Here is a 12,315-nt window from a genome sequence, read left to right as displayed (position 1 = left end):
AAGGGCAGGTTTTACCTGCCCTTTTTCTGTTTTTAGAACCATTTGAGCTTATCGCGCAGCCCCACCACGCGACCAACAATGATCAGCGCCGGGCTTTGCACCTGCTGTGCCAGTTCGCCCAACTGCGACAACGCGCCACTGACGACTTTCTGCTGCACCGAGGTGCCGTTCTCAACCAGCGCCACCGGCATATCCGCCTGCATTCCATGCGCTATGAGTTGTGCCTGAATCGTTGCCGCCTGATTCAGTCCCATATAGAACACCAGCGTTTGCTTTTCCGCAGCCAGATTGGCCCAGTCCAGCTCGCCACCGGTTTTCAGGTGGCCCGTCACCAGCCGCACGCTTTGCGCATAATCGCGATGGGTTAGCGGAATGCCGGAGTAAGCTGAACAGCCCGATGCCGCCGTAATCCCCGGCACCACCGAAAAAGGAATGTCTGCGTGGCAGAGCGTTTCCAGCTCTTCACCGCCGCGCCCGAAAATAAACGGATCGCCGCCCTTGAGCCGGACAACGCGTTTACCGCTTTGCGCTTCGCGCAGCAGGATCTGGTTGATCTCCTCCTGCGGCACGCAGTGATAGCCCGCGCGTTTGCCAACAAATACCCGGTCAGCGTCGCGGCGCACCAGATTCATAATCTCATCGGAAACCAGCCGGTCGTAAACCACCACATCGGCTTGCTGGATCTGCTGCAAACCTTTTAAGGTCAGCAGCCCGGCGTCGCCAGGCCCCGCACCAACCAGCACCACTTCACCACGGTTATCCAGCGGCTCAGCCAGCAGCTGCTCGGTCATTTTTTCCACGGCTGCTGTATCCTCGTTCGCCAGCGATTGCGCCAGTCGGTCATTGACGAACAATTTTTCCCAGAAACGGCGGCGCTCGCTCATGCTGGCGAACTGCTTTTTGACCCGGCTGCGTAACGTGCCCGCGAAATGAGCGATATGACCAAGATGCTGCGGCAGCAATGATTCCAGTTTTTCACGCAGCAAACGCGCCAGCACCGGCGATGTGCCACCGGAAGAGACTGCTACCATCAACGGTGAGCGGTCAATGATTGACGGCATGATAAAACTTGCCTGTTTGGGCGCATCCACAACGTTGCAGAAGATTCGGCGCTGCTCCGCCGCATCGCTGACACGCTGATTTACTGCTTCGTCGTCCGTTGCGGCAATCGCCAGCCAGCACGCGTCTAACAGCGTTTCGCTAAATTCGCCTTCAACCAGCGTCAACATGCCTTCTGCAGCCCACACGGTGAACTGAGGAGCAAAGGTGAGCGCGTTGACGGTAAGCCGTGCACCCGCATCCATTAACAGCCGGGCTTTACGTTCTGCGACATCGCCACCACCGACAAGCAGGCACTGGCGATCGCGTAGCTGGCAAAAAATTGGCAAATGGTCCACGACATTACCTCATCATTTTAGTTATTCGCTGTAGCCTGGCTTGCCACGCGGGTGACCGCAGAAGGACGCTCAGATTTTGGCGTAGCATACCAGTAACCTAACCCCATAAATACCGCGCCAGAGAAGGTATTGCCAAGCGTTACCCACAACAGGTTATGCCCAATCCCGGAGAGGGTATACGCCTCGCTGTGATGGCCGAACCAGGAGAGCGCAAAGAGCGTCATATTGGCGATGGAGTGTTCGTAACCCGAGGCGATGAACGCCAGCAGACACCACCAGATAGCGAGGAATTTTGCCGCGCCTTCGGTACGGATTGCCATCCAGATAGCCAGGCATACCAGCCAGTTACACAGCGCGCCCTTAAAGAACAGCACCGTTGCGGGCGCACTGGTTTTGGCTAGCGCGACCGCGTGCACCAGGCTCGTATCTACGGGTAATAAACTGCCGCCGCCCCAGTTGTAAAGCAGCGCGACAAACACTGAGCCGAGCAAATTACCGAGCCAGGTTTGCGGCAAAATAGACCACATTTGCCCGTGGCGAATAGTGCCCGCTTTGACGCCCAGCGTCAGAAACATGGTGTGGCCGGTAAAAAGCTCAGAACCGGCGATAATCACCAGTGTTAAGGCAATGCCAAAGGTTGCGCCCATCACCAGCGGGCGCAACGCCGGATCAAGCAGGTTGCCGAGCGTGAAAATCAGGATAATGCCGAGGCCAACATAAGCGCCCGCCATGGCGGAACTTATCCAGAAACCCAGCGGATTTTGTGCAGAGAGGCGAGCGATACGCGCAGCGTTAGCCGCGCACTTATTAATCGTGTCGGTAAACATAATGTTGATTATCCAAAGTTAAAAAGAAAATGTTTAAAAGGAAAAAATGAAAACGAAAAAGTGAAACAGCGAAACAGCGGGGACATTGCGCCCCCGCAGGGGTATTACGCTTTAATTTGTACTTCGCCGTCTTTCACGCGCGCATCGAAATGCGCGACAGAGCGGCTTTCATCTTCCATGCATACGCCGTCGCGCAGGCGGAAGCGCTGTTTTTTCAGCGGGCTGGCAACCCATAACTCGCCCTGATGTTCAGCGATAAGACCGCGAGACAGCACGCTGGACTCAAAAAACGGGTCGATGTTGCTGATGGCATACACCTGGTCATCATGGCGCGGGCGAAAAATCGCGATTTGCTGACCTTTCACCAATGCGCATACGCCGGTCGCAGGGATGATGTCATCGATGTTGCAGACTGTGTTCCACTGGCTCATGCGTTTTCCTCCACTAACACCACCGGGATACGTTCATACGGCGTTGCCGGGCGATGTTGCGCACGCTCTGGCACTACCTGCACGTTCGGATCGCGGCGGTCGCTGTTGATAAAGTGTTTGAAGCGAAGCTGCGCGGAAGGCGTGTTCACCGTCTCTGTCCACTCGCAGACTACTGCTTCACGCAGGCGGGTCATCTCTTCTTCAAGCTGCGCGTCAAAGCCCAGTTTGTCGTCGATAATCACGCTCTTCAGGTAGTCGATGCCGCCTTCCATGCTGTCGAGCCAGGAGGCGGTACGCGTCAGTTTGTCGGCGGTACGGATGTAGAACATCATAAAGCGATCGAGATAGTGCAGCAGGGTTTCGCGATCGAGATCCGCCGCCAGCAGATCCGCGTGGCGCGGTTTCATGCCGCCGTTACCGCATACATACAGGTTCCAGCCTTTTTCCGTGGCGATAATCCCCACGTCTTTACCCTGCGCTTCGGCGCATTCGCGGGTACAGCCAGAGACGCCGAACTTCATTTTGTGCGGAGTACGGATGCCTTTGTAGCGGTTTTCCAGCTCAACGCCGAAGCCCACGCTGTCGCCGACACCGTAACGGCACCAGGTCGAACCGACACAGGTTTTCGCCATACGCAGCGCTTTGGCGTAGGCATGGCCAGTTTCAAAACCCGCGTTAATCAGCTGACGCCAGATTTCCGGCAGATCGTCTTTTTGCGCGCCGAACAGGCCGATACGCTGAGAACCGGTGATTTTGGTGTAGAGATTGAATTCACGGGCGATACGGCCCACTTCCATCAGCCCTTCCGGGGTGATTTCGCCGCCCGCGGAGCGCGGGATCACGGAATAGGTCCCATCTTTCTGGATGTTGGCGAGGAAGTTGTCGTTGGTATCCTGCAACGGCGTGTGCTGCGGTTTCAGGATGTACTCATTCCAGCAGGACGCCAGCAGGGAACCGACGGTCGGTTTACACACTTCGCAACCATAACCTTTGCCATATTTTGCCAGCAGTTCGTCGAAAGATTTGATGCCTTCGACGCGGATCAGGTGGTACAGCTCCTGGCGAGAGTAAGCAAAGTGCTCACACAGATTATTGGTTACTTCGATGCCCTGTTTCGCCAGTTCAGCGTTCAGCACCTGCGTCACCAGCGGGATACAACCGCCACAGCCAGTGCCGGCTTTGGTCTCGGCTTTCAGGGCGGCAACGGTGTGACAGCCTTTGTTAATCGCGGCAATCAGGTCGCCTTTGGTGACGTCGAAGCAGGAGCAGATCTGCGCGCTGTCCGGCAGCTTATCCACGCCGATAGAGGGTTTACCGCCGGCCGCATGGGCCGGCAGGATCAGCGCGTCCGGATTCTCCGGCAACTCGATGGCGTTCAGCACCAGTTGCAGCAGGTTGCCGAAATCGCTGGTATCGCCCACCAGCACCGCGCCGAGCAGAGTTTTGTTATCCGGGCTGACAATCAGGCGTTTGTAGACTTCTTTGCTTTCGTCGAGATAGACATAGCTACGCGCGCCTGGCGTGCGGCCATGTGCGTCGCCGATACCACCAACATCGACGCCGAGCAGTTTCAGTTTGGCGCTGAGGTCTGCACCTTCAAAGGCGTTGGTGGTGCCGAGGATATGATCCACTGCCACCTGCGCCATTTTGTAACCCGGCGCGACCAGACCATACACGCGATTATTCCAGCTGGCGCACTCGCCGATGGCATAGATATCAGGATCGGAGGTCTGGCAGCTATCGTTGATCATAATGCCGCCGCGCTGCGCTACGTCCAGGCCGCACTGGGTCGCCAGTTTGTCACGCGGGCGAATACCGGTGGAGAATACGATAAAGTCGACTTCCAGCTCGCTACCGTCGGCGAAACGCATGGTTTTACGCGCTTCAGTGCCTTCCTGCACAATCTCTTTGGTGTTTTTGCTGGTGTGCACGCGCACGCCCATGCTTTCGATTTTGCGCTTCAGTTGCTCGCCGCCCATCTGGTCGAGCTGTTCTGCCATCAGCATTGGCGCAAACTCAATGACGTGTGTTTCCACGCCTAAGTTTTTCAGCGCGCCGGCCGCTTCCAGCCCGAGCAAGCCACCACCGACTACCGCCCCGCGGCGGCTACGACGTGCACAGGATTCAATGGCGTTCAAATCTTCAATAGTGCGATAAACGAAGCAGTCTTGTGTTTCGGAACCTTTGATCGGTGGGATCCACGGATAGGAACCGGTAGCCATAATCAATTTGTCGTAATAAACCGTGCGTCCGGCGCTGGAGTGGATCACTTTTTCCTGACGGTTGATGGTGATAGCGCGCTCGCCGACCAGCACTTTTACGCCGTGTTTCTCGTAAAAGCCTTCGCGAACCAGCGACAGCTCTTCAGCCGTATGATGGGAAAAATAGGAAGAGAGGTGGACGCGGTCGTAGGCTTTACGCGGCTCCTCACAGAAGACGGTAATATCGAACTGGCTGGCGTCGGCTTTATCGAGGAGATCCTCAATAAAACGGTGGCCGACCATGCCGTTACCGATAATAGCGAGTTTGACTTTGCTCATTTTTGCCTCGATTTCTTTTCTACTACCACCCACCTTAACGATTCAGCTACCCGGCTTATTGATGTGCATCAAATACATCTTCACATACCACTTAATGGGTAGATATTTGATTTTTATTGGTTTTTATAAGTCGCGGATAACACTGGCTTTTATGGTTTGCAGAATTTGTGTACAAAAAAAGAGGGTTTTTGCACGCGCGTCTGATACAAATTATCTGAAGGAAACAGAGGGAGTCACACTATGTCGGCAGCACCGGTTTGGTTAGTTCAGAATGTGCATTTACCCGATCGCGAAGGGTTATGGCAAATCGCGATTGAGAATGGTCGCTTCGGTGAAATTACCCCGATGAATGAAACACACAGCGACAGCCTGGAAGTATTGAACGCGCACGGTGGGCTGGCGCTACCGCCGTTTGTCGAACCGCATATTCACCTCGATACTACGCAAACGGCCGGAGAGCCGAACTGGAACCAATCCGGCACGCTGTTTGAAGGCATTGAGCGCTGGGCAGAACGTAAGGCGCTGCTGAGCCATGAAGATGTCAAAGCGCGCGCCTGGCAAACATTGAAATGGCAAATGGCGAACGGCGTGCAGCATGTGCGAACTCATGTTGATGTTTCCGACCCCAGGCTGACGGCGCTGAAAGCCATGCTGGAAGTAAAAGAAGAGGTCGCACCGTGGGTTGATCTGCAAATCGTCGCTTTCCCGCAGGAAGGCATTCTCTCCTATCCCAACGGCGCCGCATTACTGGAAGAGGCGCTCCAGCTTGGCGCGGATGTGGTTGGCGCGATCCCGCACTTTGAATTTACCCGCGAATATGGTGTTGAATCGCTGCATATTGCTTTCGCACTGGCGCAAAAATATGACCGTCCGTTGGATATTCACTGTGATGAAATTGACGATGAGCAGTCGCGCTTTGTCGAAACCGTTGCCGCGCTGGCGCTGAAGATGGGCATCGGCCCGCGCGTCACCGCCAGCCATACCACGGCGATGCACTCTTACAATGGCGCGTACACCTCGCGGTTGTTCCGCCTGTTAAAGCTTTCCGGCATCAACTTTGTCGCTAACCCATTAGTAAATATCCACTTGCAGGGGCGCTTTGACGATTATCCCAAGCGCCGGGGAATTACGCGGGTGAAAGAGTTGCTGGCGGCGGGGATCAATGTCTGCTTTGGTCATGACGATGTATTTGATCCCTGGTATCCGCTCGGCACGGGGAATATGTTGCAGGTGCTGCATATGGGGCTGCATGTTTGCCAGTTGATGGGCTACCAGCAAATTAATGATGGGCTGCGTCTTATCACCCATAACAGCGCCAGAACGTTTGGTTTAACGCAGTACGGTATTGCAACGGGTAACCCGGCGAACATGGTTATTTTGCCCGTTGAGAGTGGTTTTGATGCGGTGCGCTGCCAGTCGCCGGTACGCTGGTCGATTCGACAAGGGCGAATCATTGCCAGCACGCAACCCGCACAAAGCTGGATTCAGATGGATAACGGCGGCGAAGCGGTGCTTTTTGGCCGCTATCGTTCAGGTATGTAGCCCTGGAGATGGCGGGTTGTGAGCGGTCTGGCGTTACATCTGTTACTAAATACGTAAAATTAAGTAAAAGGCTGGCCTGCTGGCTGACTGCTCTTTAGAATCAAGCCACTCGCTTTCTTTACTGCTCTTCGTTAAGGAAACCTTATGGTTAAATCGACTCTGGCGGCTGTTGCGGCTGTGTTTGCCCTTTCTGCTTTCTCTTCTGCTGCCTTCGCGGCAAAAGGCGATCCCCATGTTCTGCTCACCACTTCCGCCGGTAACATTGAACTGGAGCTGAACAACCAGAAAGCCCCTGTGTCGGTGAAAAACTTCCTTGATTACGTAAATAACGGTTTCTATAACAACACCACGTTTCATCGTGTGATCCCGGGATTTATGGTGCAGGGCGGTGGTTTCAACGAGCAGATGCAGCAAAAGCAGCCTAACCCACCGATCAAAAACGAAGCTGACAATGGCTTGCGTAACACGCGTGGCACCATTGCGATGGCGCGCACCGCCGATAAAGACAGCGCAACCAGCCAGTTCTTTATTAACGTTGCTGACAACGCCTTTCTCGATCACGGCCAGCGCGACTTTGGTTATGCGGTGTTTGGTAAAGTGGTGAAAGGCATGGATGTCGCCGACAAAATCTCCCAGGTACCGACGCACGATGTGGGGCCTTACCAGAATGTCCCGTCAAAACCAGTCGTTATCCTCTCCGCGAAAGTGCTGCCGTAAGTTTCTCCCGCACGGGGTGTTCACCCCGTGCTTCCCTGCGTAACCTGTGATTTCTGCTTATAATTTGGGCACCGACATGTGAAACAGGGAGGCGCTATGGCCAAAAAACTCACCGACCGGCAAAAATCCCGTCTCTGGGAACAGCAGCGCAATGCCAATTTTCAGGCCAGCCGACGGCTGGAAAATGTCGACAGCGAACTGGTGACGCTAAGTAGCGCGGAAGCCGATGCGCGCCTTGAAGAACTGCGGAGGCACTATGAGCGATAAATTCGGCGACGGGCGCGATCCGTATCTCTATCCTGGCCTGAATGTGATGCGCAATGAACTGGGGCTTCGCCAGGCGCAGAAGCTGGAGCAGGCGGCTTATCAGTTCACCGCCTTACGCGCCGCCACACTCGATCTTGGACCGATGGTGCGCGGTCTTCCTCATTTATGCGCCATTCACCACCATCTTTATCAGGACGTGTTCGACTGGGCCGGGCAGATCCGTGAAGTGGATATTTACGAAGGCGACACCCGGTTTTGCCACTTCGAGTATATCGAGAAAGAGGGCAATGCCCTGATGCAGCAACTGGAAGATGAAGAGTGGCTGTGCGGGCTGGAAAAATCGGCGTTTATTGAGCGGCTGGCGCACTACTATTGTGAAATCAACGTGCTGCATCCGTTCCGCCTTGGCAACGGTATCGCTCAGCGCATCTTCTTCGAGCAGTTGGCGCTGCACGCGGGTTTTTCGCTCGACTGGCGCGGCATCGATCCTGACGAGTGGCGCAACGCAAACCAGGCGGGCGCAATGGGTGACTTAGCGCCGCTTTGCGCCATCTTCAGCAAAGTGGTGAGCGAAGCGGTCGAAAGCGAGTAAACTAGCGCGGTTTCCGACACCAGAGGCCGCTATGATCCTGCTTATCGACAATTACGACTCCTTTACCTGGAACCTGTATCAATATTTTTGTGAGCTGGGGGCAAGCGTAGAGGTGCGGCGTAACGATGAGATAGGGCTTGCGGATATTGCCACGCTGGCACCGGAAAAAATCGTTATTTCGCCCGGTCCCTGCACGCCGGATGAGTCCGGCGTTTCGCTGGCGGTTATCCGGCATTACGCGGGGACATTGCCCATTCTTGGCGTTTGTCTTGGTCATCAGGCGATAGCGCAGGTTTTTGGCGCGACTATCGTTCGTGCGGCAAAAGTGATGCATGGTAAGACATCGCCCATCACCCATAACGGCACTGGCGTATTTTGCGGGCTTAATAATCCGTTAACTGTCACCCGTTACCATTCCCTGGTTATCGATCCGCCTACGTTACCGGCGTGTTTTGAGGTTACCGCCTGGAGTGAAACGGGCGAGATCATGGGCATTCGCCACCGTCAGTGGGATCTGGAAGGGGTGCAATTTCACCCGGAAAGTATCCTGAGCGAGCAAGGACATCAGTTACTGAAAAACTTCCTCGAACGCTGATTTGTGGTTGCCATTAATTGATTTTTTATGCATATTTCGTGATTATATTTTCATAATCAATGCGACATAAAACGGGATGGGCAAGCCATGGCAACTCAGCAAGACGCGGTAACGCGTGCAAACTTCGATGACGTTATTCTGCCAATTTACGCACCGGCCGAGTTTATCCCGGTAAAGGGTAAAGGCAGCCGGGTGTGGGATCAGCAGGGTAAAGAGTACGTTGATTTTGCAGGTGGAATTGCGGTTACTGCGCTAGGGCACTGCCATCCGGCGCTGGTGGAGACGCTGAAAACGCAGGGCGAAACGCTGTGGCACACCAGCAATGTTTTTACCAACGAGCCTGCTCTGCGCCTGGCGCGTAAACTGATTGACGCCACGTTTGCCGAGCGTGTGGTGTTTATGAACTCCGGTACTGAAGCCAACGAAACGGCATTCAAGCTGGCGCGTTTTTATGCATCTACACGCCATAGCCCCTACAAAACAAAAATCATCGCCTTCCATAATGCCTTCCATGGGCGTTCGCTGTTTACCGTAAGCGTGGGCGGTCAGCCGAAGTATTCCGATGGCTTTGGCCCGAAACCGGCGGATATCATTCATGTGCCGTTTAACGATCTGCACGCGGTGAAAGCGGTGATGGACGATCACACTTGCGCGGTAGTGGTAGAGCCTATTCAGGGCGAAGGCGGTGTTACTGCCGCCACGCCGGATTTCCTGAAAGGTTTGCGCGAGCTGTGCGATCAGCACAACGCCCTGCTGGTGTTCGACGAAGTGCAGTGCGGCATGGGTCGCAGCGGAGAGTTGTTTGCTTATATGCACTATGGCGTGACGCCGGATATTCTGACCAGCGCCAAAGCGCTTGGCGGCGGTTTCCCTATCAGCGCCATGCTGACCACGCATGACATAGCGAGTGTTTTCCACGCCGGTTCACACGGCTCCACCTACGGCGGCAACCCGCTGGCCTGCGCCGTCGCCGGAACCGCATTCGACATTATCAACACGCCGGAAGTGCTCAGCGGCGTGAATGAAAAACGTCAGCTGTTCGTTAAGCATTTGCAGCAAATCGGCGAGAAATTTGACCTGTTTAGCGATATTCGCGGCATGGGGCTGCTGATTGGCGCCGAGCTTAAACCGCACTATAAAGGCCGCGCGCGCGATTTCCTCTACGCCGCTGCCGGTGCGGGCGTCATGGTGCTGAACGCCGGCCCGGACGTCATGCGTTTTGTGCCTTCGCTGATTATTGACGCGCAGGATATCGAAGAAGGGATGAAGCGCTTCGCGGATGCGGTGGCGAAAGTGGTCAACGGTTGAGGCGGCGGTTGAGCCAAATGCCGTGATGCGGGCGCTGACGCCATGCTACCGACGAAATGGTGTGCATGGTGTTCAGATGCCCGATGATTCGCTGTAAATGCTGCTCCAGCGTGCTCATTGGCCCATGCGTTAATGTTTCCGGGGCTTCGAGAATATTCACATCGCCGGATCCTCCCGGCCCGTCATACTCCAGCCGCTGCTGGCAGCGCTGCAGGGCTATTTCGCAGGATTGCAAATAACGTTGCGCCAGTTCCGGCGTCAACATCGTATGTTCGCGCGCCAGTGTCGTCATGGCATTGATATGCTCAACGATAAACTGGCTGTGCGTTACCCACAGTTTCATATCTTCCAGATAACGCGTATTGAATCCCGGTTCCTGCATCGCCTGGTTTAGCGAGTTGAACAGGGCGTTATGTGCCTGGTTTACGCGCATACGCTGCCAGGCAAGCGGCGTTGGCTGTGGATTATCGCTCAGGATCAGGCGAATCGCTTCCTGATCTGTTTCCAGCGCATCGTGCGCATTCTGTCGCAGTAAGCCACTTTGCCACTGCGGCCACAGCCAGACCATGCCGCCGAAAGCGATCAGGCAACCAATCAACGTATCAATAAGCCGGGCGACAATAAACTGCTCACCATTTAGCGTCAGCAACTGCAAGGTGTAGACGGCGGTAATGGTAAAACCCACCATCGCCCAGCCGTAGTTTTTCCGAATAATGAGATAACTGACCAGCGTAATCATCAGCATTGCGGCCAGCGTAAAACCGAGGGGAACATGAAAGTGCAATGTAGCTCCGGCAATCACCAGCCCCGCAATGGTGCCCGCCGCCCGGTGGACAATGCGAACGCGCGTTGCGCCATAACCGTTTTGCGTAACAAACATCACCGTCATCATGATCCAGTAGGGTTTCGGTAAATGCAGGGCGCTGCCCATCAGGCTGGCGATGCTGAGCATGACGCTTATCCGTGCGGCATTACGCAGCGCCGCAGATTTCAGTGATAAATAGCTTTTCAGCGCCGGGAAAAGGGGCAAGCGCCGCTGCTTTTCCGCCATCAGATCGCGAGCATAGAGCGGGCGTTGAGTGCGCAAGACGCGCGCGATACGGCTAAAATGCCAGGCGCAGAACTGACCGACCGGGTTATCCGGATGCTGGCGGGCGATTTTTTCCAGCGCGCCGATCTGCTTATCCATGTTGAAGCGCGTGGGATAGCGGTGATAGAGAATGTCGTCTGCCAGCACACGTAAGCGAGCGGCGACAGTTTGCGCGTTCCAGCGGATCACCTGTTCGGCGTGGGTTTGTTCCACCAGTTTCTGCACCTCTTCCGGCTGGTGTAAACTCACCGAAATGTGCTCTTGCAGATCCAGCCCCACCTGGAAAACCCGCAGTAGCCGTTTGTAATCGTTGTGTTTATTGGCTGCCAGCATATGCAGTTGCTGGTAGCACTGGCTTATCATATCCACCGCTTTTTGCTGGCGGGCAAGCAACGGCGGCAGGGCTTTTTCCGGGTCGGCGTGCTGCGTCAGCAGGCTGTATTTCGCTTCGCAGTAATCTGCCAGTTGCCGGTAGAGCAGGCTGAGGGATTCGCGCAGCGGTTGCTCGCGCCACATCCAGAACCAGAACCAGTTGAACAGCCCATACCACAATGTGCCCAGCGCATAGATAAGCAGCGGTTCCCATACCGGCATGTTGCCGGCAAGGCTGAGGGTAAAAATAGCGGCAATCAGTGAAGCGGGAAGCAGGCGGCCATGCAGCGCACTGATTTCGGCGGTCACGCCTAAAACCAGCGTCAGTCCGGTGAGGATCAGCGGCAGCGGGAGATCTTTCGCCAGCAATAATTGCACCATCAGGCTACTGCCTGCAAACAAGGTTCCGCCAATGATCAGGCGTTTGAAAAAACGTTTATGCGGCGTATCAAGCCCGGCAATGTTGCAGCAGGCGGGAACGAGGGAAAACAGCAGACCTTGTTGCAGGTGACCAACGAGAAGGCCAATCGCCACAGGCAAACATAACACCAGCGTTTGTCGCAGTGCGTAGTTGATTTCGGGGTGATAAATCAGCCTGCGCCACATGAGGGAAGAAAAACGACGCAGCGTGTAAGCT

Annotated in this window: 11 protein-coding genes; 6 read left to right on the top strand and 5 right to left on the bottom strand. The window is 55.2% G+C overall.

The annotated features are described in order from the left end of the window. Positions 1-32 precede the first annotated feature (32 nt). The 4 genes from cysG to nirB form a co-directional block, all read right to left on the bottom strand. Positions 33-1,397 carry a siroheme synthase CysG gene (gene cysG / locus IP581_RS21430; protein ID WP_193821309.1) on the bottom strand — a complete coding sequence of 455 codons (1,365 nt, stop codon included), beginning with the start codon at positions 1,395-1,397 and terminating at the stop codon, positions 33-35. Positions 1,398-1,414: 17 nt separating this feature from the next. Beyond that, positions 1,415-2,224 carry a nitrite transporter NirC gene (nirC, locus tag IP581_RS21425; RefSeq protein WP_193821308.1) on the bottom strand — a complete coding sequence of 270 codons (810 nt, stop codon included), beginning with the start codon at positions 2,222-2,224 and terminating at the stop codon, positions 1,415-1,417. A 104-nt stretch (positions 2,225-2,328) separates the two neighbouring features. Then, positions 2,329-2,655, bottom strand: coding sequence for a nitrite reductase small subunit NirD (gene nirD / locus IP581_RS21420; protein ID WP_193821307.1), 327 nt, complete (start codon positions 2,653-2,655; stop codon positions 2,329-2,331). Beyond that, positions 2,652-5,195 (bottom strand): nitrite reductase large subunit NirB, encoded by a 2,544-nt coding sequence (gene nirB / locus IP581_RS21415; RefSeq protein WP_193821306.1) that lies wholly within the window; start codon positions 5,193-5,195, stop codon positions 2,652-2,654. Before nirB ends, nirD begins: the two co-directional genes overlap by 4 nt. A 240-nt stretch (positions 5,196-5,435) precedes the next feature. On the opposite strand from nirB, the gene IP581_RS21410 reads away from it, so the two are divergent. The 6 genes from IP581_RS21410 (at position 5,436) to argD (ending at position 10,216) form a co-directional block, all read left to right on the top strand. Next, on the top strand, positions 5,436-6,737 hold the full coding sequence (locus IP581_RS21410) for a cytosine deaminase (protein WP_097399940.1): 1,302 nt from the start codon (positions 5,436-5,438) through the stop codon (positions 6,735-6,737). Between the two features lie 144 nt (positions 6,738-6,881). Continuing rightward, positions 6,882-7,454, top strand: a complete 573-nt coding sequence (gene ppiA, locus IP581_RS21405) for a peptidylprolyl isomerase A (protein WP_193821305.1) — start codon at positions 6,882-6,884, stop codon at positions 7,452-7,454. 96 nt (positions 7,455-7,550) lie between these two features. Next, positions 7,551-7,721, top strand: coding sequence for a YhfG family protein (locus tag IP581_RS21400; RefSeq protein WP_017459865.1), 171 nt, complete (start codon positions 7,551-7,553; stop codon positions 7,719-7,721). Then, positions 7,711-8,313, top strand: coding sequence for a putative adenosine monophosphate-protein transferase Fic (locus tag IP581_RS21395; protein ID WP_193821304.1), 603 nt, complete (start codon positions 7,711-7,713; stop codon positions 8,311-8,313). Before IP581_RS21400 ends, IP581_RS21395 begins: the two co-directional genes overlap by 11 nt. A 31-nt stretch (positions 8,314-8,344) precedes the next feature. Next, the gene (gene pabA / locus IP581_RS21390; RefSeq protein WP_193821303.1) at positions 8,345-8,908 is read left to right on the top strand and encodes an aminodeoxychorismate synthase component 2; all 564 of its coding nucleotides are present in this window, start codon (positions 8,345-8,347) and stop codon (positions 8,906-8,908) included. 87 nt (positions 8,909-8,995) lie between these two features. Next, positions 8,996-10,216: a bifunctional acetylornithine/succinyldiaminopimelate transaminase gene (gene argD / locus IP581_RS21385; RefSeq protein ID WP_193821302.1), complete on the top strand. Its 1,221-nt coding sequence runs from the start codon at positions 8,996-8,998 to the stop codon at positions 10,214-10,216. Here the strand turns inward: argD and IP581_RS21380 are convergent. Then, positions 10,206-12,284, bottom strand: a complete 2,079-nt coding sequence (locus IP581_RS21380; protein WP_193821301.1) for a YccS/YhfK family putative transporter — start codon at positions 12,282-12,284, stop codon at positions 10,206-10,208. The genes argD and IP581_RS21380 overlap by 11 nt on opposite strands. Positions 12,285-12,315: the final 31 nt, after the last annotated feature.

It is taken from the genome of Kosakonia pseudosacchari (assembly GCF_015167415.1).
GTDB classification, from domain to species: Bacteria; Pseudomonadota; Gammaproteobacteria; order Enterobacterales; family Enterobacteriaceae; genus Kosakonia; species Kosakonia pseudosacchari.
The sequence above is the reverse complement of the archived record's forward strand: the minus strand, read 5'-3'. Positions and strand labels throughout refer to the sequence as shown.

Excerpts from the sequence above, each read along its gene's own strand:
- nirC (WP_193821308.1), bottom strand. The coding sequence starts at position 2,224 with ATGTTTACCGACACGATTAATAAGTGCGCGGCTAACGCTGCGCGTATC.
- nirD (WP_193821307.1), bottom strand. The coding sequence starts at position 2,655 with ATGAGCCAGTGGAACACAGTCTGCAACATCGATGACATCATCCCTGCG.
- nirB (WP_193821306.1), bottom strand. The coding sequence starts at position 5,195 with ATGAGCAAAGTCAAACTCGCTATTATCGGTAACGGCATGGTCGGCCAC.
- IP581_RS21410 (WP_097399940.1), top strand. The coding sequence starts at position 5,436 with ATGTCGGCAGCACCGGTTTGGTTAGTTCAGAATGTGCATTTACCCGAT.
- ppiA (WP_193821305.1), top strand. The coding sequence starts at position 6,882 with ATGGTTAAATCGACTCTGGCGGCTGTTGCGGCTGTGTTTGCCCTTTCT.
- IP581_RS21400 (WP_017459865.1), top strand. The coding sequence starts at position 7,551 with ATGGCCAAAAAACTCACCGACCGGCAAAAATCCCGTCTCTGGGAACAG.
- IP581_RS21395 (WP_193821304.1), top strand. The coding sequence starts at position 7,711 with ATGAGCGATAAATTCGGCGACGGGCGCGATCCGTATCTCTATCCTGGC.
- pabA (WP_193821303.1), top strand. The coding sequence starts at position 8,345 with ATGATCCTGCTTATCGACAATTACGACTCCTTTACCTGGAACCTGTAT.
- argD (WP_193821302.1), top strand. The coding sequence starts at position 8,996 with ATGGCAACTCAGCAAGACGCGGTAACGCGTGCAAACTTCGATGACGTT.
- IP581_RS21380 (WP_193821301.1), bottom strand. The coding sequence starts at position 12,284 with ATGTGGCGCAGGCTGATTTATCACCCCGAAATCAACTACGCACTGCGA.